Raw genomic sequence first — 25,293 nt, forward strand, 5'->3', positions numbered from 1 at the left:
GGCGGTCGAAAGCGTCTTCCGGGACCGATCGGCCGACCCGCGTTTCGATCGCAAAGGGCCGACTACCTGACTGCCGTTCGATACCACGCCATGGTCTCGGGCAGGTGGGCCTCGAGCGGCCGGTACTCGTACCCCAGTTCCTCGCTGGCTTTCTTCGAACTGTAGAACAGCCGCCGGGTTGCGAGACGGGCCATGTCTCGATCGAATGGGAACACGCGCCGGTCGGCGACGGCGTCAACGACTTCCGCGACGGGGCCGGCGGCGTGGATCGCCGTCGCGGGAACGCGGATGCGGGCGGGCGAGCCGTCGACGGCGTTGGCGATCCGGGAGACGGCGCTGTCGTAAGTGAGGTTCTCGCCGCCGAGGATGTAGTGGTCGCCGCTGGTTCCACGGCCGGCCGCGGCCAGGAGGCCGTCGACGACGTCCGAGACGCCGACGATGCTCAGGCCGCCGGGGAGGTGGGCTGGCATCGTCCGGTCGACGCCCATCGAAAGCAGTTGGGCGGTGAACGCCTCGTCGCCGGGGCCGAAGATCGAGGTCGGGTGAACGGTCACGGCGTCCCCGTCGGCGTCGGCGTACCGATCGACCAGGGCCGCCGCCTCTGCTTTCGAGGCCTGATAGGCCCCGATCGGCTCGGCCACGTCCGTCTCGTCCGCGAAGACGTCGTCTCCCTGCGGACGGCGCGTCCCAGCGGTACTGGTGAACACCACTCGTCCCACGTCGCCGTCGCGACAGGCCTCGAGCACCCGTTCCGTGCCGTCGCGGTTGACCGCCCAGACGGTCTCGGGGCCGGCGCTCCAGAGGCCGACCCCCGCGAGGTGGAAGACGGCGTCGGCCCCGTCGACGAGTTCCCGCAGCGTCTCGCCGTCGAAGATATCGCCGACGAACCAGTCGACGTCGCTGAGGTCGCCCCGATCCGAGCTCGGCCGACTGAGTCCGCGAACCGTCCAGCCCTCCTCGAGCAGGCGCTCACAGAGCCGCGAGCCGAGGAACCCGGTCGCTCCGGTGACCGCCGCCGTCCCCGGTTCGATCCTCCCGGTCATCGGTCGCCCTCGAGTTGCGGCGGGACGGCGTCGCCGGTCACCGCCGCGTAGACGCGGTAGGCGGTCGACACGGCGGGATGGGTGTCGTCCGCCGGGGGCAACTCGCCGTCGGGGAGTCGCGCTCGCAGCGCCTCGAAGTCGGCGTCGCCCGCGACGGAAATCGGCCCGCGGTCGCCGCGTGCGGTCTCGAGCGCCCCGTCGGCCGCGAGCGAGCGGTCGAGCAAGGTAGTTGCGACGGCGTCGACGGCAGGGGCCGAGCCCGCGAACAGCGCGTTCCCCGCGACGGGGTCGCCGCCGTAGGCGGTCGTCGCATCGAGGACGGCGACCGCGGGATCGACGGCCCGCGTCGCCGCGACGGGGGCTCGATCGGGTCCCGCATCACAGTCGACGAGGGCGTCGAGCGTCCGCATCGCGCCCGCGACCGGCCCGTCCGCGGTCGGCCGGAGCGACGGAACGACGACCACGGTTCCCTCCGCGAGACGGTTCGGGACCGAGAGCGCGATCGACTCGTCCGCGATCGCACAGAAATCGCCGGTACGAGAGTCGTCGGCGAGATCGGCAAGCGACGCCTCGAACCGCTCGAGAAGACCCTCGTAGCCGAGATACCGCGCCGTCCGGTCGAACGAAATGCGGTCGTCGCTCGCGCCGGCGACCGCGACGTCGGCGTCCGTCTCCCGCTCGAGACGGGCGACGATCGCGCCGACGACGGCGGGATCGGTGACCATGCCCGACGACGGGTGGAAGGGGTAGTGTGCGTCGGGAACGAGCGTCACCCGATCGGCCTCGGCGAGCGCCTCGAAGGCTGGCTCCAGAACGGTTCGAACCGGCGACTGGAGCGCGGCCATACGGGCGTCGATGTCGGGAACCCAACCGCCGCGGCGTTCGGCGGCGTCGATGGCGGCCGCGCGAACCGATGCGGTGCTCACGGGGACACCTCCGGGGCCTCGAGACCGTCCGGATCGTCCGCGTCCGCCGCCGCGTCCGCCGCGGCCAGTTCGTAGGCCGTTTCGGCGAGCGCGAGCGTTCGGCGACCGTCTTCGCCGTCGACCGGTGGCCGCTCGCCCTCGCGAATCGCGTCACAGAAGTCCGCCAGGGCGTCGTAGTGGGCCTGCAGGTAGAAGGTCGGACCGAAGACGTCCGGCTCGTCGCTCGTGAATCGGCTCGCGACGTTCGACAGCGCGGATGTCGCCGCGCCGGCGTAGAAGTTCGTCGGCAGGTGCTCCCGGTTGCTGATCGTCCCCGTCACACCCTCGAGACGCAGCCGAGTGTTGACTTCCGGGAGCTGTTCCCACTGGTAGGTGCCACAGTGGAGCGTGATCGTCGTGCCCGTCTCCGGTGCGTTCATGAGCACGGTGGCGGCGTCCTCGGCCTCGGTCTCGAGCGTCCGTCCCATCGAGGCGTCCTTGATCTCGAGGTCGCCGAACAGCCACTCGAGGACATCGAAGCAGTGGACGCCGAGTTCGACGAGGGAACCGCCGCCGGCGGCCTCGGGGTCCATGGGCCATTCCGGCGGCGCGTCACCGGCGGGGGGCCGACCGAGTGGGTGGTCGTTGAGCCGCGTGATCGAGGCGTAGGGAACGTGACCCACGCCGCCCTCGTCGTAGGCCTCCTTGACGCCCATCATATCGGGCTGGTAGCGCAGCGTGTGGTCGACGCCGACGGCGATTCCGGCCTCGCGGGCAGTCTCGAGCAGCCGATCGGCCTCAGCCGTCGAGCGGGCGAGCGGCTTCTCGACGAAGACGTCGACGCCGGCCTCGGCGGCCCGCTCGACGGCGTCGGCGTGGAGGAACGGCGGTAAGGCGACGACGGCCGCGTCGAGGGCTTCCGCGTCGAGCAACGCCTCGTAGTCGTCGTACGTGCGGGAGACACCGTCGTTCCGGGCTCGAGCGCGATTCTCCGGCCGCGCGTCGGCGGCCGCGACGACGTCGACGGCCGGCATCGCGACCGCCGATTTCAGGTGTACCATGCCGATGTTGCCGACCCCGAGGAGGCCCAGCGAGAGGGCGTCCGAATCGGTCCATCGGTGTAAAAACGGTAGTGCCATCTGCCCGCATTCGGCGGGCTGCGGGCTTTGTTATCGTCGCCGTACCCGCCCGGGCGGACGAGTAGCGGACGCCTTCGGCTGCCTGCTGTCGACGGCGACGGCGGCCGTGATTCACTGCCAGCTCGCCGTCGCCCGTTCGGCGCTACTCCGGGGACCCGCGACGCGACGGGCGACGTCGGCCATCGTCTCGACGGTGAGATCGGTCGCCGACCGCTGGCGGTCGAGGTACGACAGGATCGCCCGCATGCGGCGGTCGTCCCGCTCGTGGGTCAGGTTGTTCGGATGGAGCCACATGTGAAAGAGCCGGTCAGTGCGTGCCGCCTCGTCGATTCCGCGGCGAGCCATGGCGACCATCGGGTCCGCCCAGATCGACTCGGCGACGGTCCGGGCCGGACCTTCGAACCCGAAGAGGAACATCGAGGCCGGCACGTTGACCAGTCCGTACTCGTCGATGGTCGGTTCGACCAGCATCGACCGGTCGCGAACCGTCGAGTCGAAGACGCCCCGAACGCCGTCCCTGGTCGGCGACCGCCCGCGGTAGGCGGTCACACTGTGGTCGGCCAATACGTCTCGGTGTCCCACGTCGTTGCGCGGATAGACGAACGAGTCAATCGACTGATCCCAGTCGGCCGCGAGTTCTCGGCTGCGCTCGAGTTCGGCGTCGGCGAGTTCGCGGTCCGTCTCCGCACGGCCGAACAAGACGTGGGAAAAGGAGTGGCTGGCGAACTCGTGTCCGGCGTCGGACGCGAGCACGTCGGCGACGAGGTCGGGACCGTATCGGAGGTCCTCACGGTCGGCCCACGTGTTCCGTTCGCGCTCGAACCAGCCCTCGGGGGCCGGATGATCGGCGTGCGTCCCATCACAGGTCTCGAGCATGAGGTGGCCGACGACGGCCCACGTCGCCGGGACGTCGAATTCCTCGAGCAGGTCCAGCATGACCGACCAGCCGCGGCGGCCGGCCTCGACGCGGTCCGCCGGCGGCGTCGCAAAGTCGTGAAAGCCCCAGCCGAGTTCCGCGTCGAGCGACATTACGACGCTACCCACGGATCCCACCACGCTTGAATGCGTCTCATATCCGGACCGTCGTGGGTGGGTGGCTTTGTTATGGATGTCCTGTTGGGCCGGTGGCTGACGATCGCGAGCCGTGCGAATCGAGCGCGGGACGACGAGACCGCCTCGCACACTGACCGACGAGTTAACGCCACCGAACAGCGACGGCTCGAGGCGGCCGCTGGCTGAAACCGCTCTATAACAAAGCGCTCACCCGGCAACCGCCCGGACAGCAGGCGTCTTCGACGTCTCATACACCAAGCATGAGCGGATCTACGACTTCCTCCGAGCGAGCGTTCGTGCTCGGACTCGACGGCGTGCCGTGGAGATTCATCGAGCAATGGAGCGACGAGGGTGCCCTCCCGAACTTCGCTCGGATGCGCGACGAGGGTGCATCCGGAACGCTCGACAGCACTCGTCCGCCGACGACGCCGCTCGCGTGGCCGTCGATCGCCACGGGGGTGTGGCCGGACAAACACGGAATCTACGGCTTTCAGAACCTCTCGTCCGAATACAGCCACGAGATGTATACGAGCCGCGATCTCGCACAACCGGCCCTCTGGGATCAACTCGGGCCGGCCCACGTCGGAAACGTCCCGATGACGTATCCGGCCCGCGAGATCAACGGCACCATGGTCACGGGGATGATGACGCCCTCGACGGACCGTGAGTTTACCCATCCGCCGGAGCTGCAAGCCGAGATCGACTCCCGGATCCCGAACTACGAGATCAGCCTCGACTATCCCGAGTACGCCGACCGGCCGGACGACTTCGAGGACGCCGTCGACGACGTACTCGCGAACCGCCGCGACCTCATGGAAATCCAGATGGACCGCGCCGGCGACGACTGGCAGCTGTTCTTCTTCGTCTACACCGCGCCCGACCGGTTCCAGCACCTCGTCTGGGACATGGACCGACTGCGCGCCCACTACGCGCAACTCGACGAGATACTCGGCGACGTCATGGCGTACGCGGACGACCACGACGCGGACCTCTACGTCGTCTCCGACCACGGCTTCGGCCCGATCGAGGGGCTCGTCTACGTCAACCGCATCTTGGAGCAGGAAGGGTACCTGTTCCGGCGCGAGGACGAGGGTACCCGCGGGGCGCTCGCGAGCCTCGGCATCTCTCGAGACGCCATCACCGGGGCGCTCAACCGGGTCGGAATCACCGAGGAAACCCTCGTCCAGTCGCTGCCCCGACGGCTGGTCGACTCCGTCGCCGAGCAGATCCCCGGCGATCACGCCCTCTACGACGTCGACTACGACCGTACCGTCGCCTTCGTCCACGACACGGGCAACTGCTATATCAACGACACGGAGCGCTTCGACAGCGGCATCGTCTCGCCGAGCGAAGTGCCCGAGGTAAAGGCCGACCTCAGGGCCGCGTTCGAGTCGGCTACCGACGACGACGGCGATCCGCTGCTGGTCGTCCACGACGGGGACGACCTGTTCCCGACTGACGAGGGGTCGCCGGACCTGGTGGTCTGTGGCCGCGGCGTGTACGAATCTCGCAGCGGGATGGCAACCGAGATCTGCGGCGAGACGGGGACCTACGACGCGAGCCACCGCAACGACGGGATCGTCCTCTGTCGCGGCCCGTCGATCGCGTCCGGCGCGACCCTGCGCGGGGCTCGAGTGGTCGACATCGCGCCGACGCTGCTACACGGGATCGGCGAGCCAGTGCCGGACAACGCGGACGGGCGGGTCCTCTTCGACGCCTTCGACGACGAGAGCACGCCGGCCGCGACCAAGGTCGAGCGGACGACGGTGGATCGGATCGAGAGCGACGAGGCGGTCGAGGAGGACTTCGACGACGTGGCGGATCGGCTGAAGGGACTGGGCTATATGGAGTGATCAGGACCGGCTGCGCGGCACCGTCACGGTGATCGCGTTGCCGTTCTCGGTTCGTTCGAAGGCGATACGGCCCCCGGAGAGATCGACGGTCCAGTAGACGAGCCACAGCCCCAGTCCGGACGTGTGATAGACGTCGTCCATCTGCCAGTCGCCGGTCAGGACGCGAAACTCGACCTCCGGAATCGGCGGGCAGTTGTCTCGAACGACGACGGCGACCGTTTCCGGGGTTGAACTGACGGTAACCGACAGCTCCGGTTGGCCGTCGGGTTCGTGTTGGGCAGCGTTCTCGAGGAGTTCCGTGACGGCCAACTCGATCTCGTGGAGGGTGGTTGCGGTCGCTGACGCCGGCAGCGTCGTTTCGATCGTCGCGTTCGGATACCGCTCCCGGATCGTCTCGACCGCGTCAGTGACGACCGCGGCGAGATCGATCGGCTCCGGCACCGCCCGATCAGTGAGGAGGTCGATGATGTCGCGTTGTTTGTCCGCGCTCTCGAGGAGATCCCGTCCCTGGTTGCGGATGATCTCCGCCCGCCCGCGAGACGGAGCGTCGCCCTCCCGGGCGATACACTCGGCGTTGCCGAGGATGACGGCCATGTCGTTTCGCAGATTGTGCCGGAGCAGGTTGTCCATGACTGCGAGCTGGCGTTCCCGTCGCCGCCGGTCGGTGATGTCTCGGGAGAAGCCGACGATGCGGACGACGTCGCCGTCCTCGATGATCGGTTCGGAGCGAACCCAGACCCAGTGGCTGTACTCCGCATCCGGGTTGACGCGATACTCCACGTCGACGGATTCGCCGGCCGAGGCGCGATCCATCGCCTCTCGGACGCACGGAACGTCGTCGGGATGGACAACCTCGAGGAACTGCTGGGGATCGGCCTCGAGATCGGCGACCGGTTGACCGAAGACGTCCTCGTAGGCGGGGTTGACGAACAGCAGTTCCGACCAGTCGCCGTCGAACATCCACAGTACGTCGCCGACGGTGCCGGCGATCGTTCGCAGTCTGCTCTCGGCGTCGCGGCGTTCCTGCTCCGCGGTCACCTGATCGGAGATGTCCCGCGAGCTGACGACGTAGCCGTCGAGCGCCGCGTCCGGCAGGTTCGTCACGCGACTCTCTAGCCACACCCACCCGCCGTCCGCGGTCGCGTGGCGATAGCGGACCGTCGACGACGCTCCCGTCGCACTGACCCGCTCGAGCCGATCCGCGACGGCTCGCCGGTCGTCGGGGTGGATGTACGCCGCGGACGGCTCGCCGACGAGTGCCGCCGGCTCGTAGCCGAGGATCGGATCGCTCGCCGCGTTGAGGTAGACGTACGTGCCGTCCGTATCGACGATGGCGAGCTTGTCTTGGGCGTGCTCGAGCAGGACGGAAGCCAGATCGCCGAGTTCGACGGTCATCGCGATACTGTGGTACAGTTTCCCGTAGCGGAGGAAAAGCGTGGTGGGAGCGTGACCGGACGGAGGCGGACCGACGCGGTTCGAGCGGGTTCCCAACGAGATGTCGAGCCGAACGCTATCGATCCGAACGGACGCGTTGCAGGCCGGTTTTCGCCGCCATCCAGGCCGGGTACACGGTGTTGTAGACGGGTGTGGGGGCGTTTCTCGCGCCAGCACGGAGGAGCCGATGGGTGAGCGGCGGTTCGGACGCCGAAATCAGGTCGTCAAGATCGACGCCAGCGAGCCACTCGAAGAAGGCCCGTTCGGCCGGCGTGGCCGGGTCCGTGTCGCGGGCGCGCTCGCGGATGTCCGCCCACATGTGACGCTCGTCCTGGCCGAGCACCCACTCGCCGCGCTCGAGGGACCGCCGGAGCCGACGGTAGTCCCCCTCGGCGAACGGATAGCCGTGATCGGCCGGCTCGAGGCCCGAGAGACGAAGCCCGACGGCAGTTCGGTAACACTTTTCACACCCGCCGCAGTTCCCGTCCATTCGGTCGTTGCAGGTCTGGAGTTGCAGCGTCGGCTCCTCGCTGCGGACGTAATCGGCGATGACATCGAGCCGCTCCTGTCGGGTGAGTTCGTAGCCGTCGTGGTGACACCGCGTCCCGGTCCACCGGACGTGCTCGTCGATGTCGGGCCGCGAGCCCCACTCGAGGTCGATGCCGTCCCAGTGAGTCGCGGCGACGTAGAGATCTGTCATCCCGCGCGCGTAGGCCATCGGGGCACAGAGACCGAGCAGCCCCAGCCCGTGGCCGACGGAGCTGTACCAGCCGCCGTCGACGTGCCGTTTGTAGTGAGCCAACAGCATCGCATGGTCGAGAAACGACAGCATGTTCGACTCGACGAACGCGGTCTCACAGTCGTGGTCGTCGGCGAACCGCGAGACGCGCGTTCGCAGCGCGTCCCACTTCCCGTCGTCGTCGGGGCTGGGGGTAATCGTCCAGCCCCGAATGCTGATCACCGTCGGCGACTCCTCCCGGTGGCGGACGTACGAACACGTCGAGTCGACGCCGCCGGTAAAGAGCAGTCCGCTCCCGTCGCCCGGCTCCGGGTCCGGGTCGATGGTCCGCCGCGCGTAGAGGGTCCCACCTTCGAGGAAGTCGTGCATCTCACACAGGGTCGTCTTGACGTCCGCAAGGGCGCGCGCGAACGTCGCGTCGACCTCGTCGACGTAGATATCGGCCCCGTTGGCCCATGCAACGGGACAGACCTGCGCGAGGACCGGGATCGCGAGCACGCCGTCGGGAACGGCCGCGATCGGAACGTCGTAGTCGGTGCGGAACGATTCGTCGGTGAAGAACCGCTCGAGGTCTGACGTGGCTCGAATCGAGCACTCGAGGGTTCCACTGTCGGCCGTCAGTCGGTCGATGCGGATCGATGACATAGTGAAGACGTCTCGCGCTCGAGTGAGCGGACCACGACCGACTACAAAAACGACCGGAACCGTTGATCGATCAGCGCTCGAGAAATGCAGCCATAGCTGACTGTCCCGACTCGATAGGGACCGGATACTTCGACTGCGGGGTTCCTGCCCGCCCCGTTTTCGGCCGAGCGAACGCGACTCGCGCGCTCGAGGGAGGCCCGCGGGGCGAAAGTTCGGACGCGACGCCGGCCGTACGGCGTGGCACTCGCCTCCCGAGCTGATTTCGAGGGTAGGTGCCGGATAACAAACCTCGCCAGCGCCGACGACTGGCTCGAGAGATGCGTACCGAGACTGGCCCGGACGAACGCGGTGGGATGAGATGAGACGATCGACGCTCAACGTGACGGTCGCGGTCGGGTTTCTCGCAGTCGCGGTCGGCACCCTCATCGCGAGAGCGAACCCGGCGACGGCCTACGAGTCCTCGGTGTACGTGGGCTCGCCGACGAGCACCTGGGTCGTGTTCGCGTTCGCGCTCGCCATCGCAGTCGGGACGACCCTGTCCTGTCGGGGTCGCCGACAGGGGTACGGGATCGCGCTGGGCGGGACGACGGTGACCGCCATCGTGAGCCTCCCCGTGATCCGGAACTATCGCTTCGCCGGGATGGGCGACGCGATGACGCATCTGGGCTGGACCCGAGACATCGTCTCCGGGGGAACCGCGCCCCACGAACTGTTCTATCCGGGGTTACACGCCATCGCGACGGTGTTTCACGTCGTCGGCGGTGTCCCGATCGAACGCGGACTCCTGATCGCGATGGTCGTGCTCTTCGTTCCGTTCGTCGTCTTCGTTCCGCTCGCCGTCCGCGATATGGCCGGCAGCGGACTGGCGGTCGGGCTGTCCGCGATCGTCTCCTGGATGGTCCTCCCGGTCAACAACATCGCGACGTTCATGGGCGTCCATACCAACTCGAACGCACTCTTTCTGGTTCCGCCCGTCGTCTTCGCGCTCGTCACCTACCTCCGGCGACGATCGACGGTCGAACGACTCCCGTTCGGGCTGTCGCCGTTCAGCGTCCTCGTCTATCTGACCGGCCTCACGCTCCTGTTGGTCCACCCCCAGCAGATGTTCAATATCATCGTCCTCGTCGCCGCGATCAGCGGCGTGCAGTTCCTCGCTCGCCGGCGGTTCGACGAGCACCCGATGCTCGAGCACCCGACGACGTACGCGCACACGATCGTCCTCGGCGGGATGTTCGGGCTCTGGGCGCTGGGGAACGAACGGTTCAGAAGCGCCGCGACCGGGCTGGTGTACGGGTTGCTCTCGCAGGACGTCGGTGCCGGGGCCGAGGTCGACCAGCGAGGATCGTCGCTGACCGACATCGGCGGGAGCCTCGCCGAGCTCTTCGTGAAGATGTTCCTCGATGCCGCGATCATCGGACTCCTCGTCGGCCTGTTCGTCCTGGCCGTCTGGCTCGGTCGGACGAGCCTCGACGCCGAGAGCAGATCCGTCGTCAACTACGTCAGCATCGGGCTCGTTCCGCTGGGCGGCCTGTTCGCCGTGTACTTCGTCGGAACGCCCACGATGGCGTTCCGACAGGTCGGCTTCATCTACGTCCTCCTGACGATCCTCGCCGGCATCGCGCTGGCACAGTTCACGGGCGGGCTCTCGAGCCTACTCACGAGACCGGGCGCGAACGCGGTCACCGCGCTGGTTCTCGGCTGCTGTCTGGTGCTCGGGCTGCTCACGGTGTTCGCGTCGCCGCTGATCTACAACCCGGGCCAGCACGTGACTCCCGAAATGATGAGCGGCTACGAGGACGGCCTGGATCACGGGGCCGAGGGCGTTCCCTACGCGGGGATGGGGTACGACCCCTACCGATACGATCACGGCATCAACGGTATCCCGGGCGGCGGCGATACCGTCGGTGGCGCGTCGGCGGCCACGGGAACCGTCAACGCGACCGTGTTCTCGGCGGGCAACTACAGCGGGGCCTATCCGACCGACGAGTACTACTTCGTCTTCACGGAGTGGGACAGAACGAAAGAGATCGACGTCTATCAGGAACTCAACTACCGCGAAGCCGCACTCGAGGGGCTCGATACCGACCCGATCGCGAACAAGGTCGTCTCGAACGACGAGTTCGAGATGTACGCCATCAGGAGCGGGTCGTAGCGACGCTCCCGTTCCGCCGGCCGCTGCTGCCACTGCTGACGGAGCGAGCGAGTGTCGGCCGACGTCGGCTCGCGATCCCACGACGAACTGGGGGATCACTTCGCGCACGCGAGCGCGTTTCGGATTGACCGTCCCGTGACGGGACACGCCGTCGACTCGAGACCGACGTACCCCATCCGGACCACCGAGACCGGTCGGAACGGTCGGTAAGAACTGCTTACGACTCGAGAAAGACGGAACTGTCCGTCCGAAACGGTGTCGGCGACGGCGAGCGCCCGCGTTCGTCTTCCCCGTCGGGTTCGGGGTCGAGAGCGCCTCTCCGCTCGACACGCTCTCGTTTCCTCGACAAAGGGTCGATTACGGCCACGGAAACTGTCATCAATTCGTTCATAGATTCGTGGACGAATGTCGGTAGATTGTGTCTCAATACCCAGTGTTAGAAATATATTCTGTAAATTTAAGCCATAGCTCCAAGAAAAAGTTTATGTGTGTAAGACGGAGTTACGGACATGTATGGCGCAGAACCCCCGTACGTCCGAGACGGAATCCACTCCGACTGCAGGCCGTAATAGCGGATTAAGCCGCCGTAACTACGTTCGCTCGCTCGCCGCCGTGGCGACCGCGGCGACCGCGATCGGCGGGGCCGGCACGGCCGCCGCTCAGGACGACTACGAGGTCATCGAAGCCGAGGGACAGACGATCACCATCGACGCCGGTGAGACCTGGGAGAACAAACTCATCGACATGACGACCGGTCAGGACATCATCGTCACCGCCCATAGCAGCGACTGGACGATCCGGAACGTCGGTTTCAAAGGCGAGAACACTTCCGGCACCGGGACCGCCACGTTCGGCATCTCCGACACGAGCGGCGGCACCTGTACCGTCGAGAACGTCTACCTCGGGGACGGCTCGAGCACCGGGAACGGGAACCCGAACGGCCACGGGCAGACGGCCTTCTGGGTCGCGCCGGACCACAACGGGCACATCGACTTCGAGAACGTCAACATCCAGAACTTCGCGGACAACGCGATCTACGGCTCCGCACCCGGCACCAAGGGCGGTGGGACGATCCACATCGACAGCAGTTTCGCCGCGAACTGTTACGTCTCGCACTTCCGACTGGCCACCGAAGGGAGCAAGGTCACGAACTCGAGCGTCTACGTCGACGGGAGTCACGGGTACGTCGGCCGCGGTATCTGGGGCTGGGCCCCGGGGACGATCGAGGTCGAGGACTGCCAGATCGAGATGAACGGACAGAACACCGCTATCGACGCCGGTGCGAACGGGAACCCGACCGAGATCGCCGTCACGAACACCGACTACGACGACGGGGCCGGCATCGCCGAACACGCCGGTTCGAACGTCCAGCTCGGCGACGGCGTCGGGACCGACCCCGAGGCGTTCATCCCGCAGGGCGTCCCGACGAGCCCCGAAGAAGCCGCGTCCGGTTCGCAGAAGTAACGACGCTGCCCGTTTTCGCGGAGCACCGACTCGCTGACGCGACCGAGTCTACCCTCCACCGCGTGTACGTACCCTCTCACACGCCGTTTCGGCCCCCGCTGACGTGACGCCCTCCACCGCGTGACGCTCGGTACGCGGACACCATCCGCGCGACCGGTTTCCGTCTCGTTTTTCGGACCTGACTCGAGCGATACACTGACCAGCCGCGCCTCTCCACGGTCTCGCGGGCCGACCGCGACAGCACGACGGAACGGCCGAGACTCCGACGCCAGCGAACGGTCGGCGTTCAGAGAGTCGACTCGAGAACGGAGTACGTCCGTACCGGTCGTGGCCGCTGTCGTCGGTCGCGGTCGACAGCGACCGACAGACGGTGGTGATGCGGATCGGGTGGGAGAACCGTAATCGGGAGGAGAGCGGTACGAGAGTGATAGCGTCTTCCCGCGAGTGTACATCAACCCCCGACGGCGACCACGAGCCGGTTACGGCAGCGGGCCGTGGCTGGTGGGTTCTCGCGTCCCGAGAATCGAACCGGAACGCACAAAACGAGTATGGATCGCGCCGATCACAGGTCCCGCATCGCGGCTCACTGACGCTGCGTCAGTGACCGACGCCGGCTTACTGTTCGCGCGCGTTGTACTGCACGTCGACCGTCGCGTCGCCGAGGATCCGGAAGTCCTCGATATCGCCGTCGAACCAGTAGGCGTCGAGCCAGTTGCCGACGCCGCCGCGGACCGTCGTATCCTCGACGATATCGTTCTCGTTGACCGACGCGTCGCGGTACTCGGCCTGGATGACCTTCCCGTCGACGCGGAACGAATACGTGCTCGGCTCGGCCGTTTCGGTCCCGTCGAAGACGACCGCGTGTGGGAGCAGTTCGGGGTCGCCGTACTCCTCGAGATCGATCTCGTCGCCGTCGACCGTGATGGTGGGCGTCCCGTTGATCAGCGAGACGTCGGTCAGCGTCCCGGAGAAGCGAAACCGGAGGCTGCCGTCGGTGACGGTGCTCTGGACCGTCGAGCCGGAGATCGTCGTCGCCTCGTCTTCCGGCGCTTCGTCGGAAGCGAGTTCGATGTCGCCGTCGACCGTGATCTCGAAGCCGACCGGGGTTCCCGTCCCCTCTACCTCGAGGACGTGGGGGAAGTCGGTCCCGTAGTCGGCGGGATCGACACGGTCGCCGTTGATGGAAACGGTGCCGGGGCCGTCGACGGTCAGTTGGTCGATCTCGCCGCTGTACCGGAAGGCGTCCTTCCAGTCGGCGACGACACCGTAGACGGTGCCGTCTTCGATGGCATCCTCGTCGTCGATCGAGGCACCGTCGTACCCGCTCCGTTCGGCCTCGCCGCTGACGGTGAACTCGTAGCGAGTCACGTCCTCGTCGCTCCCGTCGATGACGATGATGTCGTCCAGAACGTCGTCGATATCCGCGGGATCGATCTCGACGCCGTTGACCCGAACGGTCGCGTCGCCGTCGACGGACAGGCGCTCGATTTCCCCGTCGAAGCGGAACGCGTCGAGGTAGTCGGCGACGGTACCGCTGGCGCGGGTGCCGTCGACCGAGGCCGCCGCGTCGATCGTCGCGTTCTCGTCGGTGCTGGGCTCGACCGCCTCGCTGACGACGAATTCGTAGCTCGTCGTGTCCGACGTGCCGTTCCCGTCGAAGACGACCGTGTTCGCCAGCGACGAACCGTCGGAGTCGTCGGTCGACGACTCGCTGCCGGACTGACCGCCGGACGAGCCGCCGCTTGCGGCCTCCGCAGCCGAGGTCGGTACCCCGTCGGGCATCGAGAGGTCGGGGTTCGAGCCGAGTCCGTCCCCGCGGGTGAGGCGAACGTCACCGCGCTGGCTGATGCCATCGAACTGCGTGTCCGCGATGCGGATCCGCGTCGTCTCGCCGTTTCGGCCGAGGTGGATCGCGTCGTTGTAGGAACCGGAACTGAAGTCACAGCCCGTGACCTCCATCCGGCCGGGGTTCCAGCCCCAGAAACACCGACCGTTGTAGCGGCCGTCGCCGTCGTTGTACGCGACGGAGTCCGTACACTTCGAGCCGTCGGAACTGAGACGGAAACTCGAGACGTAGTTGTTCGCCGCGTAGCAGCGATCGATGTGGACCGTGCCGCCGTTGCCGTTGTACCCGGGCGCGGACGCGTAAATCCCGTTGTTGGGCCAGTCCTGAACGTTACAGTGCCGAATGTCGATGTGCCCGCTGTGTTCCGGCGCGACCCAGATCCCACACTGTCCGTGGGAACTGTAGCTGCTCGGGCGCACACAGCCGTCGCCCATGTAGACGTTTTCGATCGTCGACGTGTTGCCGTCGACGTCGGCGACCGCGATCGCGTGTCTGTCGTAGCGGTGGGTCCCGACGAAGCCGACGTTCCGGATCGTCCAGTTCGTCGACTCTCGAGCGTAAAGCCCGAACCAGTTGCCGTTCGAAAAGTCGATGATCTTGTTCTCGAAAACCTCACCGTCGTCGATGGTGTACCACTCGTTGGACGCCTCGATGACTTCGTAGTCGTCCTGCGCGGCCGCGGTACCGGTCGCGAACCCGCCGCCGATCACGGACGCCGCACCAGTCAGCTTCAGATACGAGCGACGGTCGAGTAATTCGTTATTACCGCTCGTATCACTGCTTTCGAGGGCGTTATCCGCGGAATCGCCATCATCCAATACCGAATTGTCGCGTGCCATGCGTTCGGTTAAGGAGAATATGTCCCCATAAACTTTCCGCTTAGATCTGTATAAAATAAACAGAGATTCAGACATTCGTCGATGTTTGTTGGTTAGTATAGGGAATTATGGGTTGTATGTTTTATATTGAAACCGCAGTACGGCGTCGCGGTAATACCGTTTTACCGACGCTTCGTCCGGACACACTGACACTCTCGGCTGTCGATCAGTCAAGTATTACTGCTATCGAACACGTTAGGGGTTTTGGTCCGGTCATCGAGCGCCGACCCGCTCGGAGTCGACCGCGTCCGGAACAGCGCGCACACACGACGGTCGTCGACGGCGAGACGAGTCAGATGTGGGTCCTGATCTCGTAGATGTCGACGAGACCACTCGCGACGGAAAGCACCGCCCAGACTGCGACGCCGACGGCGATGACCGCAAGCAGCGTAACGAGTCCGGTGACGAACGGCTGTAACGCGACGACGGCGGCGGTCATCGCGACCGTCACGCCGCCGGCCGTCGCGATCGATGTCGCGAGTCGCCGCCAGTGCAAGGCGAGTTCCCGATCGATAAGATAGACGTTGTAACACACCATGAGCGCGTAACAGAGCGCCGTCGACGTCGCCGCGCCGACGACGCCGATCGCCGGGATCAAGACGAGGTTCAGCCCGAAGTTCAACGCGCCCGTGAGTCCCTTTCCGACCGCGCGTTCGGTCGCCCGACCCAGGTAATCGAGGCTGTCGTTGGTGATCTTGTCGATCGCCTGAAACAAGACGAAGACGCTGAACACCTGCAGGACCGGTGCGGTCCCGGCGTACGCGTCGCCGAAGACGAACCGGACCCCGGGTTCCGCCAGGAGGACGATGCCGGCGACCGCCGGCAGATACACCAAGAGAACGTACTCGAGCGACTGTTCGTACACCCGAGCGGCGCGCTCGAGTCGGTCGGACGACTTGTGCTCGCCGAACGTCGGTGCGACGGTGAAACCGAGCGAGTCGGCGGGCGCGATCACGAACGTGGAGATCTGTTTGGCGAGTTCGTAGAAGCCGACCGCGACCGGCGTCAGAAAGAACCCGACCATCAGCGTGTCGACACGCTTGTACAGCACGTTCGCGCCCTGCGAGGCCGTCAGCGGGAGACTGTACCTGCCGATCCGCGTCGAGAGGCCGGGTTCCGGGGATTCGGTCGCGGGATACGACGAGAGGATTCGGTAGAGGAAGTATCCGCCGACGGCGACGGAGACCAGATATCCGGCGACGAAGCCGGCCAGCGCGCCGTACGCGCCGAAGCCGGCGATCAGGAAGAGCACGATGAAGCCGAGTCGGCCGACGCTCGAGACCGTACTGGTCGCGGCGGTCAGGGTGACTTCGCCAAAGCCCTGGAACGCGATCAGCAGGTAGCCGTGGGCGACCTTGACGACGATGAAAGCGATGCCGAGCGCCAGCAAGGGCTCTAACCGCGGCTCGCCGTACGCGGCTGCGATCGTGCCGCGAAAGAGGAAGAACAGGACGCAGACGAGCCCGACGGTGACGACGTTGAACGCGATCGAGGACCGGACGATGTGGCGGATCTGGGTGTCGTCCGTTTCCCGGTACTCCGTGACGAACCTCGCCATCGACTTCGGGATCCCGAGGGTCCCGAAGAGGGTCGCGATCGAGAAGACCGCGATGGCGAGGAAGATGAGTCCGTACTCGTCGGGCGAGAGGAACACCCGCGTGAGCAACAGGGTGATGGCCCCTTGCGCGCCGAGTCGAAGCAGTTCAGCGCCGAACGTGGCCTTGACTCCGCGGACGATACGCTGTGACAGTGACATTGGAAGCGAGGAACGGCTGGGCTACCGGGAGTTTCTAGAGGTCGGTCGAGACGGACTCGGCGTCGGCGGTCGCCTCGGCCGCGTCGTCGCCGTCCGCCGCGTCCGCCGTCTCCGTTCCGTCCGCCTCCGGACGGGGCTTTGCGGCGTCGCGAATGGTCTCCATGATACGGATCGTCCACTTCGACTGCTCGAGGGGCACCGGCACGTCGGCGTCACCTTCGATCGCATCGACGAACCCGTCGAAGATCGCACAGTGGGAGTTCGTCTCCGTCTCCGCCTCCCAGCTATCGTCGAGCCGGGAGGTAGCGACCGATTTCGCGTTCTCGAGCGTGCTGGTGACCTGGGCCAGCGAGACGTCGAGGCTCTTCTTCGAGCGGGCGATGACCGAGGAGGTGTAGTCCTCGTCGACCTCGTAGAGCGACTGATTGATCTCGTCGACCACGAGGGACTTCTCGGAGCCGGTGATCACGTGGAGGCGCTGGGGAAGCGTTCCCGAGAGCATCGTCACGGTACAGAGCGCGCCGTCCTCGGAGACGTACTGGACTTGCGCCTGATCGTATTCGAAGTCCTCCTCGTAATGGTCCGAGAGGACGGTCTGTGCGGAGATGTCGTCGTCGCGTTCCGGCCAGCCGCCGATGCCGAGGAGCGAGTAGATCGGGTGTGGCAGTCCCTCCTCGAACTCGCCACCGGGTAGTTCGAACACCCACGACCCGCGGTTGACCTGATCGGGCGGCGTCAGTCCCGCATAGAGGGTGTCAACGGACTTGATGTGGCCGAGTTCGCCGTCGTCGATCAGCTCCCGTGCCGTGCGAACCGCCGGATAGAACAGGTGGTTGTGGATGACCGTCGCGGGCGTGTCGTGCTCGCGGGAAAGCGCCTGCAACTGCTCGACCTCCTCGGCGGTGACGGTGGCGGGTTTCTCGATGATGACGGCGACGCCGGCTTCGATCGCCTGCCGAGCGATGTCGAAGTGCGTCTGGACCGGCGTACACACGTGTAGACAGTCGAGTTCGTCGAGCAGTTCGGTGACGTCCGTGACGGCCATCGTCCCGAACTCCCGCGCCCGCTCTCTGGCCAGGTCCTCGTCGAGGTCACAGACCGCGACCAGTTCCATCTCGGGGTTGTTCCGCGCTCCCGCGAGGTGGGCTCGCGAGACCGTTCCTGCGCCGACGACTGCGGTTCGAACGACCATGAGCGGACGGACAGGACGCCGGTCATTAGTTTTAGTCCGATTACTTCACGAACCCTAACTCGCCCTCGGGACGGCGACCGGGTATGGACCTGCTACCGAAACCGAGGGTCGACGCCGTCGATCCCGACCGTTCCCCCGATCCGGAGCCGAAACGAACGGAAAACGGTCCCTCGTCGAGTCGCGACTCGAGGACGGGTCACTCCGGGGGGTAGGGCTCGGTGGCCAAGGCGGTACGATTCGAAAGACGGCTCCCGCGCCGGGAACAGCTGCTGGCACGCGACTGCTCCGGTATCGGATGACGGTCGTCGGGAGCCAATCGAACGTACGTAATCGCGTGATAAAAAACCTTCTCGGCGATCCGAGACGAGGGTGGCCGAATCGAGAGCCGGCGGCGTGCCGCTGGCGTCGAGCGGTGGCCGCGCTGGCCCCAGTACGCAGCACTCGAGCGATGGTGTGTCAGGAACGCAGCGACTCGCCGAACGGGACGACCGTCACTCGAGCGGACGGGCTGACGGGAGAGTCATCGCGGGCTCGGGACACGGGAGCGCCGTCACGAACGTCGAGTCACTCGATCCGGGACAGTTTGCCGTCGACGGTCCGTTCTTGCGAGCGGTTCCAAACGACGTGAGCGACCGAGAGACAGAAGAAGGCGACGACGACGGTGCCAGCGAGACCGAGCATCGGGAGTGTCGAGAGCAGCGGTGCGCCGAGCGCCGCTGCGCCGAGGAGGGCGGCCCCGACCACGCTGAGGGCGGCGTACCATCGATCCCACCGGTCCTGTCGGTGGCTGTCCGTATCGAGATACATCATCAGCAGGTCCGCGTTGTCAGCGAGCGAGATCAGGCCCCGGTCCTGGTCGTACTCCACGATGCCGGCGTCGTCCATCTTCGGCAGATGGGTCTGATAGAGGGCGACGTAGACGCGTTTCCGCTGATCGGAACTGAGCGCGTTGACCTCGGTATCGTTCTCCCAGGCGGCGATCTGTTCGGCCAGTTCACCGAGGGTAACCGTTTCGTCGGCGTCGAGCAAGTACGCGAGGACTTCCCGTCGGCGGCGATTCTTTAAGAGTTCGAAAATGACGTCCTTCGAGAGGCGTTCGTCCTCGTCGGCGTCGGCGACCGAGGCGATCTCGTCGGGTAGCGACGTATCGATCGAGGACATTACGACGACCCTCCGGTTGTAGAGACACCATTCGAGGTCGGCACCGTTCGGACCTGCTCCCCGTCACCGGAGCGTCGTCCCGACGGCGACCGCTGTACGTTCGAACGGCGAGTCGAAATCACGATTGACACACCAGGTTGTACACCAACAGAGATACTCTTAAACACGGCCACGTTTCGCACCGTCTGCAAAGGAGGTACGGAACGACTTCTCGACGGCACTCCCGCGGCGCTCGGCCGCCGCCACGGCGGGCGATTTCGAACGCCCGCGTCGCCGCGCCGTACCTGGCGATTGTGCCCGTATATCGACTGCGTACGAACGGTTGGCTCGGCGAACGGCCGACGACGAACACGATCCCGGGGACTACGTACTAACACAGCACTGGGTCCGAAGGTTCGAACCAGCCAACCTAAAAGCGAGCGACAGTTCACAACCGAACGACGGATTTACGTCATGAATGGGCGATTTATGTCGACAGGTCACAACAACGATCGCCACTATTCATGTAGTATGTGTTCATTGCTCACAGTGGGTCGAAGCGACCGATCCGTGGTCGTTTCACCCGGACACGACCGATGGGACACGGTCCCGATACGGCCGCCGCTCTGTTTGCTCGAGGCAGCTGGCGGCCGTATCGGTCATCTGCCGTTCTCTCTTCGAGCGGTGACGGTCGGCCCTCGCTGTCGCGGGAACGACACCCCGCCGTAACCGGGTATGTAATTCGCCGCGCTCGCTCGGGCGAACCATCACGCAGACTGACAGCCGGCGGCATCGTAAGTCGGTGTTTCCCGCGAAACCATGTGAACCCCTTACAGTGCCGGCAGGGTTTCCTCCGGCTACTGATGACGCGGTCTATCATCGATCAACGCAGCACCGAATCACAGTCGGCGGAGGTCGAGACCGGTCTGTGTCCCGACTGCGAGACCGACACGATCATCCACGACCCGGACCGCGGTGAGCAAGTCTGCGAGGAGTGTGGGCTCGTTCTCACCGAGGACCCGATCGACTACGGGCCGGAGTGGCGCGCGTTCAACGCACAGGAACACGACGAACTGTCGCGCGTCGGCGCGCCGCTGACCCAGTCGATGCACGATCGCGGGCTCACGACGACCATCGACTGGCGCAACAAGGACGCAAACGGTCACTCGATGTCGGCCGACAAACACGGCCAACTCCATCGACTCCGGGTCTGGCAGGAACGCATCCGAACGAAGAACGCGGGCGAACGGAACCTCAAGTACGCCCTCTCGGAAATCGACCGCATGGTGAGCGCGCTCGGGGTCCCCAAGCCCGTCAAGGAGACCGCGAGCGTCATCTACCGACAGGCGCTCGAGCAGGACCTCATCCGGGGCCGATCGATCGAAGGCGTCGCGACCAGTGCGCTCTACACCGCGTGTCGAAAGGAGGACATTCCGCGCAGTCTCGAGGAGGTCACTTCGGTCGCACGCGTCGAACAACGCGAGATCGGCCGGACCTACCGGTACATCGCGGACGAACTCGACATCAACCTCGAGCCGACGAATCCCAGACAGTTCGTCCCGCGGTTTTGCTCGGAACTCGACGTGGATACCGATGTCGAGACCAAAGCCATCGAAATCATCGACCGGACGACCGAGCAGGGACTCCACTCGGGCAAATCACCGACGGGGTTCGCCGCCGCGGCCATCTACGCCGCCGGACTCCTCTGTGACGAGACCATCCCCCAGCGAGCGGTCGCCGAAACCGCCCAGACGACGGTCGTCACCGTCCGCAACCGCTATCGGGAGCAACTCGAGGCGATCGATCAACAGCCGGCTACATGATCGATCGCTCGCCCTCGCTGGTGCTCTCGGTGTAGAGTCGTTCGTCGGCCAGCGCGTGGAGGTTCGCGTACGGGATGAAGGCGATGAACGTGCCGTCCTCGTCGTAGAGTTCGACGCCGTTCTCGACGTGGTCGTACCGGTCGCATTCGATCTGTCCTTCGGGAAGGATCGCGCGGTACATACCGGAAGGCAACGCCGTCCAGCCAAATATAGCTATCCTGGTCCGGAGACGCTCACCCCGGAAGGACACGCTCGACGCCCCGCCGTCGGCGAGCGAAATCGGTTTATCCGCACCGGCGTTACGACTCGCCAGTGACCGACGACCGTTCTTCGACGCCCGCCGACGAGCAGCGAAGCGACCCCACAGCGTCGGGTGACACGGAGCCGATCGACGCCGGCGACGAGCACGAGACGGGCGACGCCGAGTTCACGATCGCCGACTTCCACGACGCCAGCCAACGGGAGGGGCGGCCCGTGCTCACCGCCGCGGCCGTCTCCCGTGCGCTCGAGATGCCCCATGAGGAAGCGACCGAGCGACTCGAGGCCCTCGCCGACAGGGGCGAGCTACAGCGCCACGCCGTCTCGACCGACCCCGTGATCTGGTATCCCAGCGAACTCGAGGATCTGACCGACCGCGAGCGGGTCGTCGTCTTTCCGAAGCGACGGGAGATCGTGGTCGACCGCCCCGCACAGTTCACCCGCGCGCAACTCTCGCAGTTCGCCCACCTCGCGGACGGGAACGGCGAACAGGGCTATCGCTACGTCGTCCGGCCGGAGGACGTCTGGGGGACGCCCCACGACACCTTCGACGAACTCGTGCGGACGATGCGACAGGCGCTCGGCCAGCGGTCCGACCAACTCGAGGACTGGGTCGAGAGCCAGTGGGACCGCGCCCACCAGTTCCGGCTGACGACCCACGAGGACGGCTACACCGTGCTCGAGGCCCAGAGCCCGGAGATCATGGGGAACGTCGCCCGCCAGAAGTTAGACGAGGAACACGTCCACGCGCCGATCTCCGAGACCGAAGACTGGGTCCGGGAGGGGGCGGAGGCCGCGATCAAGCGCATCCTCTACGAGGCCGGCTATCCGGTCCAGGACCACCGGGAACTCGAGTCCGGCGAGGAGTTACCGATCGATCTACGGGTGTCGCTGCGGGACTACCAGCGGACGTGGGTGGATCGCTTTACCGAGGCCGGCGAGGGCGTCTTCGTCGGCCCGCCGGGCAGCGGGAAGACGGTGGCCGCGACGGGCGCGATGGCCCACGTCGAGGGCGAGACCCTCGTCCTGGTCCCGAGCCGCGATCTCGCCCAGCAGTGGGCCGACACGATCGTGGAGTACACCTCGCTCGAGCCCCACCAGATCGGCCAGTACCACGGCGGCCGCAAGGAGGTGCGGCCGGTGACGATCGCCACCTACCAGATCGCGGGGATGGACCGGCACCGCTCGCTGTTCGACGACCGCGAGTGGGGGCTGGTGATCTTCGACGAGTGCCAGCACGTCCCCTCGGACGTCTACCGGCGAAGCACGCACCTCCAGTCCAAACACCGGCTCGGGCTGTCGGCCAGCCCGATTCGGGAGGACGACCGCCAGACGGAGATTTTCACCCTCGTCGGACCGCCGATCGGCACCGACTGGGAAGCGCTGTTCGACGCGGGCCACGTCGCCGAGCCCGAACTCGAGATCCGGTACGTACCGTGGGGCGACGACGAGCAGGCAAACGCCTACGGTTCGGCCGACGGCAGGGAAAAGTACCGGATCGCCGCCCGCAATCGGGGCAAGATCGACGAGGTCCGCTACCTGCTGTCGGCCCACCCCGACGCGAAGGCCATCGTCTTCGTCGACTACTTGGAGCAGGGCCGGGATCTCTCCGAGGCGCTCGACGTGCCCTTCCTCAGCGGCGAGACGCCATACCACGAGCGCCGGCGACTGCTCGAGGAGTTCCGGCGCGACGAGCGCGACCTGTTGCTCATCTCGCGGGTCGGCGACGAGGGGATCGACCTGCCGACGGCCGATCTGGCGATCGTCGCCTCGGGACTGGGCGGCTCGCGCCGGCAGGGAACCCAACGCGCCGGCCGGACGATGCGGCCCGCCGGCGGCGCGCTCGTCTACGTCCTCGCGACCCGCGGGACCCGCGAGGAGGACTTCGCCCGGAAGCAACTCCAGCATCTGGGTCGCAAGGGGATGACGGTCCGCGAGCGGACGGTCGAGCACGACGCGGATTGATCGAACTCGAGAACGCCCGTCGGCCGATCCCACTGGGGCACAGGCGGCGTTTGCCGGCCGACATCGACGGCGGAATCGAGGCCAATATTGAAGGTTGCGTGTTCGAACTGTACAGATAGTATGAACGAACCGCGCACGACCGGGGTGGTCGATCGGTGAGCGACGGCTCCAGGCAGCGCCTGATCCACGTCGGCGAGACGGCCGACGGAGCCGACCTGCAGTTGCCCGTCGTCGAACTCCTCACCGGTCGCGGGTTCGTCACCGGCAAGTCCGGCTCGGGGAAGTCAAACACCGCGTCGGTGATCGCCGAAGAATTGCTCGAGGCCGGGTATCCCCTGCTCATCGTCGACACGGACGGGGAGTACTACGGGCTCAAAGAGGAGTACGAGATGCTCCACGCGGGGGCCGACGAGGAGTGTGACATCCAGATCGGACCGGAACACGCCGAGCAGATGGCGACGCTGGCGCTCGAGGAGAACGTGCCGGTCATCCTCGACGTGTCGGGGTATCTCGACGAGGACGTCGCGGACGAACTCCTGCGGAAGATCGCCCGGCAGCTGTTCGTCAAGGAGAAGAAGCTGAAGAAGCCGTTCCTGCTGGTCGTCGAGGAGGTCCACGAGTACATCCCGGAGGGCGGCGGCGTCGGCGAGACCGGCAACCTGCTGATCAAGATCAGCAAACGCGGACGCAAACACGGCCTGGGAATCGTGGGGATCAGCCAGCGGCCGGCCGACGTGAAGAAGGACTTCATCACGCAGGCCAACTGGTTGGTCTGGCACCGCCTGACCTGGGACAACGACACCAAGGTCGTCGGTCGGATCATCGACACCGAGTATTCGGAACTCGTCTCGGATCTCGACGACGGGCAGGCGTTCGTCCAGACCGACTGGACCGAAGTCGACGTCCGGAAGATCCAGTTTCGCCGGAAGCGGACCTTCGACGCCGGGGCGACGCCCGGCCTGGACGACTTCGAGCGCCCCGAACTCAAGTCCGTCTCCGACGCGCTGGTCGGCGACCTCCAGCAGATCTCGGAGCGCAAGGACCGCGAACAGGACCGGATTCAGGAACTCGAGGCCGAACTCGAGAAAAAGCAACAACGGATCGAGACGTTGGAGGACGACCTCGCCTCGGCGCGGGACGTCTCGAGTGCGGCCAGACAGATGGCCGACGCCTTGCAGAACACCGACACGATCCAGTCGCAGCTCCCCGGCGGCGGCGAGGACTTGCGCCGACTCCACGAGGAGATCGCCGACCTCGAGACCGAGCGAGACGAACTCGAGGCGGACCTCGACGCGCGCGACGACCGTATCGAACACCTCGAGGAGCAGCTTGCGGATCGGGCAGCGGAAGTCGATCGGCTCCGGGACGAAAACAGGCAGTTGCGCGCGGTCGTCCGCGACCTCGAGCGCGAGGAGCGTCCCGAACGGGATGTCGACGATGCGACGGTCGGGGCCGAGGAGAGCGGTACCGACGCGGACGGGACGGCGATCGTCCAGGCCGGCGGTGACGACATCGAGTTCGGATACACGCCCGCCGACGCGGACGCGGCGTCGGAGCCGGACACGGTGGACGAGCCGGGGTCCAGCGTCGCGGACGAGGAACGCGACCGCACGGAACTGCTCGAGACCCAGGGGATCGGCGAGCGCGTCACCCGCGCGTGCGAGGGGTCGCAGTGTTCGCGCGAGACGGCCGTGGCGGTTCTGCGCGTGTTCGCGCGACACGGTCCGCTGGAGACGGCGGCCGTCGCGGCTCGCGTCGACCGATCGCGGGTCGCAGTCCAGAGTCTCGTCTCGGAGCTCCGGACGGACGGGTTGCTCGAGCGGTCCGGCGAACGGACGTACGCGCTGGCCGACGACGTGCGGGCGGAACTGCCGGCTGCGGCGGCAGGCGAGTAACGGAGCGCGACCGATCGAATCGAGACGATCGGTCGGTGCTACAAGTCACCACTGACAGTCACTACACCCCCAACCGCATGACGGCGTCGTAGCCAGTGTGTCCATCGTTCCAG

General features: G+C 66.2%; 18 protein-coding genes. 7 read left to right on the top strand and 11 right to left on the bottom strand.

The annotated features are described in order from the left end of the window. Positions 1 to 62 precede the first annotated feature (62 nt). The 4 genes from ALTAJ2_RS07495 to ALTAJ2_RS07510 form a co-directional block, all read right to left on the bottom strand. The gene (locus tag ALTAJ2_RS07495; protein ID WP_007109235.1) at positions 63 to 1,043 is read right to left on the bottom strand and encodes an NAD-dependent epimerase/dehydratase family protein; all 981 of its coding nucleotides are present in this window, start codon (positions 1,041 to 1,043) and stop codon (positions 63 to 65) included. Then, positions 1,040 to 1,969, bottom strand: a complete 930-nt coding sequence (locus ALTAJ2_RS07500) for a DUF362 domain-containing protein (protein ID WP_007109234.1) — start codon at positions 1,967 to 1,969, stop codon at positions 1,040 to 1,042. The genes ALTAJ2_RS07495 and ALTAJ2_RS07500 overlap by 4 nt, the downstream gene beginning before the upstream one ends. Beyond that, positions 1,966 to 3,087 (bottom strand): Gfo/Idh/MocA family protein, encoded by a 1,122-nt coding sequence (locus tag ALTAJ2_RS07505; RefSeq protein ID WP_007109233.1) that lies wholly within the window; start codon positions 3,085 to 3,087, stop codon positions 1,966 to 1,968. Before ALTAJ2_RS07505 ends, ALTAJ2_RS07500 begins: the two co-directional genes overlap by 4 nt. A 111-nt stretch (positions 3,088 to 3,198) precedes the next feature. After that, complete coding sequence (locus tag ALTAJ2_RS07510; protein WP_049900353.1) at positions 3,199 to 4,131, bottom strand: polysaccharide deacetylase family protein; 933 nt, start codon at positions 4,129 to 4,131, stop codon at positions 3,199 to 3,201. A gap of 60 nt (positions 4,132 to 4,191) precedes the next feature. On the opposite strand from ALTAJ2_RS07510, the gene ALTAJ2_RS20250 reads away from it, so the two are divergent. Continuing rightward, positions 4,192 to 4,326 carry a hypothetical protein gene (locus ALTAJ2_RS20250; protein WP_275574378.1) on the top strand — a complete coding sequence of 45 codons (135 nt, stop codon included), beginning with the start codon at positions 4,192 to 4,194 and terminating at the stop codon, positions 4,324 to 4,326. A gap of 74 nt (positions 4,327 to 4,400) precedes the next feature. Continuing rightward, the gene (locus ALTAJ2_RS07515; protein WP_050031445.1) at positions 4,401 to 5,993 is read left to right on the top strand and encodes an alkaline phosphatase family protein; all 1,593 of its coding nucleotides are present in this window, start codon (positions 4,401 to 4,403) and stop codon (positions 5,991 to 5,993) included. Here the strand turns inward: ALTAJ2_RS07515 and ALTAJ2_RS07520 are convergent, their stop codons facing one another. Both ALTAJ2_RS07520 and ALTAJ2_RS07525 read right to left on the bottom strand, forming a co-directional pair. Beyond that, a complete protein-coding gene (locus ALTAJ2_RS07520) occupies positions 5,994 to 7,388 on the bottom strand; it encodes a PAS domain-containing sensor histidine kinase (protein ID WP_049900299.1) in 1,395 nt (464 codons plus the stop codon). A 115-nt stretch (positions 7,389 to 7,503) separates the two neighbouring features. Continuing rightward, a complete protein-coding gene (locus ALTAJ2_RS07525) occupies positions 7,504 to 8,811 on the bottom strand; it encodes a hypothetical protein (protein ID WP_007109228.1) in 1,308 nt (435 codons plus the stop codon). Between the two features lie 358 nt (positions 8,812 to 9,169). On the opposite strand from ALTAJ2_RS07525, the gene ALTAJ2_RS07530 reads away from it, so the two are divergent. Next, the gene (locus ALTAJ2_RS07530) at positions 9,170 to 10,963 is read left to right on the top strand and encodes a hypothetical protein (protein WP_007109227.1); all 1,794 of its coding nucleotides are present in this window, start codon (positions 9,170 to 9,172) and stop codon (positions 10,961 to 10,963) included. Positions 10,964 to 11,476: 513 nt separating this feature from the next. Continuing rightward, a complete protein-coding gene (locus ALTAJ2_RS07535; RefSeq protein WP_049900240.1) occupies positions 11,477 to 12,427 on the top strand; it encodes a hypothetical protein in 951 nt (316 codons plus the stop codon). A 615-nt stretch (positions 12,428 to 13,042) separates the two neighbouring features. Here ALTAJ2_RS07535 and ALTAJ2_RS07540 read toward each other — a convergent pair. From ALTAJ2_RS07540 to ALTAJ2_RS07555, 4 genes are all read right to left on the bottom strand, one after another. Then, positions 13,043 to 15,112 (bottom strand): right-handed parallel beta-helix repeat-containing protein, encoded by a 2,070-nt coding sequence (locus ALTAJ2_RS07540; RefSeq protein WP_007109225.1) that lies wholly within the window; start codon positions 15,110 to 15,112, stop codon positions 13,043 to 13,045. Between the two features lie 331 nt (positions 15,113 to 15,443). Further along, the gene (locus ALTAJ2_RS07545) at positions 15,444 to 16,907 is read right to left on the bottom strand and encodes a flippase (RefSeq protein ID WP_007109224.1); all 1,464 of its coding nucleotides are present in this window, start codon (positions 16,905 to 16,907) and stop codon (positions 15,444 to 15,446) included. Between the two features lie 34 nt (positions 16,908 to 16,941). Beyond that, complete coding sequence (locus tag ALTAJ2_RS07550; RefSeq protein ID WP_007109223.1) at positions 16,942 to 18,099, bottom strand: Gfo/Idh/MocA family protein; 1,158 nt, start codon at positions 18,097 to 18,099, stop codon at positions 16,942 to 16,944. Between the two features lie 564 nt (positions 18,100 to 18,663). Continuing rightward, complete coding sequence (locus ALTAJ2_RS07555; protein ID WP_007109222.1) at positions 18,664 to 19,260, bottom strand: DUF7344 domain-containing protein; 597 nt, start codon at positions 19,258 to 19,260, stop codon at positions 18,664 to 18,666. Positions 19,261 to 20,102: 842 nt separating this feature from the next. On the opposite strand from ALTAJ2_RS07555, the gene ALTAJ2_RS07560 reads away from it, so the two are divergent. Then, positions 20,103 to 21,062, top strand: a complete 960-nt coding sequence (locus ALTAJ2_RS07560) for a transcription initiation factor IIB (protein WP_007109221.1) — start codon at positions 20,103 to 20,105, stop codon at positions 21,060 to 21,062. Here ALTAJ2_RS07560 and ALTAJ2_RS07565 read toward each other — a convergent pair. Then, positions 21,055 to 21,243 carry a hypothetical protein gene (locus ALTAJ2_RS07565; protein WP_007109220.1) on the bottom strand — a complete coding sequence of 63 codons (189 nt, stop codon included), beginning with the start codon at positions 21,241 to 21,243 and terminating at the stop codon, positions 21,055 to 21,057. The genes ALTAJ2_RS07560 and ALTAJ2_RS07565 overlap by 8 nt on opposite strands. 131 nt (positions 21,244 to 21,374) lie before the next feature. Here ALTAJ2_RS07565 and ALTAJ2_RS07570 point away from each other — a divergent pair, with 131 nt between their 5' ends. Both ALTAJ2_RS07570 and ALTAJ2_RS07575 read left to right on the top strand, forming a co-directional pair. Next, a complete protein-coding gene (locus tag ALTAJ2_RS07570) occupies positions 21,375 to 23,285 on the top strand; it encodes a DEAD/DEAH box helicase (protein ID WP_007109219.1) in 1,911 nt (636 codons plus the stop codon). Between the two features lie 155 nt (positions 23,286 to 23,440). Beyond that, a complete protein-coding gene (locus tag ALTAJ2_RS07575; RefSeq protein WP_007109218.1) occupies positions 23,441 to 25,180 on the top strand; it encodes a helicase HerA domain-containing protein in 1,740 nt (579 codons plus the stop codon). The last annotated feature ends 113 nt before the right edge of the window (positions 25,181 to 25,293 follow it).

Source organism: Natrinema altunense, assembly GCF_000731985.1.
In the GTDB taxonomy this organism is placed as follows: Archaea; Halobacteriota; Halobacteria; order Halobacteriales; family Natrialbaceae; genus Natrinema; species Natrinema altunense.

Bases quoted from the DNA above. Each gene is read 5' to 3' on its own strand.
- ALTAJ2_RS07495 (WP_007109235.1), bottom strand. From the start codon at position 1,043: ATGACCGGGAGGATCGAACCGGGGACGGCGGCGGTCACCGGAGCGACC.
- ALTAJ2_RS07505 (WP_007109233.1), bottom strand. From the start codon at position 3,087: ATGGCACTACCGTTTTTACACCGATGGACCGATTCGGACGCCCTCTCG.
- ALTAJ2_RS20250 (WP_275574378.1), top strand. From the start codon at position 4,192: ATGGATGTCCTGTTGGGCCGGTGGCTGACGATCGCGAGCCGTGCGAAT.
- ALTAJ2_RS07515 (WP_050031445.1), top strand. From the start codon at position 4,401: ATGAGCGGATCTACGACTTCCTCCGAGCGAGCGTTCGTGCTCGGACTC.
- ALTAJ2_RS07520 (WP_049900299.1), bottom strand. From the start codon at position 7,388: ATGACCGTCGAACTCGGCGATCTGGCTTCCGTCCTGCTCGAGCACGCC.
- ALTAJ2_RS07525 (WP_007109228.1), bottom strand. From the start codon at position 8,811: ATGTCATCGATCCGCATCGACCGACTGACGGCCGACAGTGGAACCCTC.
- ALTAJ2_RS07530 (WP_007109227.1), top strand. From the start codon at position 9,170: ATGAGACGATCGACGCTCAACGTGACGGTCGCGGTCGGGTTTCTCGCA.
- ALTAJ2_RS07535 (WP_049900240.1), top strand. From the start codon at position 11,477: ATGGCGCAGAACCCCCGTACGTCCGAGACGGAATCCACTCCGACTGCA.
- ALTAJ2_RS07540 (WP_007109225.1), bottom strand. From the start codon at position 15,112: ATGGCACGCGACAATTCGGTATTGGATGATGGCGATTCCGCGGATAAC.
- ALTAJ2_RS07545 (WP_007109224.1), bottom strand. From the start codon at position 16,907: ATGTCACTGTCACAGCGTATCGTCCGCGGAGTCAAGGCCACGTTCGGC.
- ALTAJ2_RS07550 (WP_007109223.1), bottom strand. From the start codon at position 18,099: ATGGTCGTTCGAACCGCAGTCGTCGGCGCAGGAACGGTCTCGCGAGCC.
- ALTAJ2_RS07555 (WP_007109222.1), bottom strand. From the start codon at position 19,260: ATGTCCTCGATCGATACGTCGCTACCCGACGAGATCGCCTCGGTCGCC.
- ALTAJ2_RS07560 (WP_007109221.1), top strand. From the start codon at position 20,103: ATGACGCGGTCTATCATCGATCAACGCAGCACCGAATCACAGTCGGCG.
- ALTAJ2_RS07565 (WP_007109220.1), bottom strand. From the start codon at position 21,243: ATGTACCGCGCGATCCTTCCCGAAGGACAGATCGAATGCGACCGGTAC.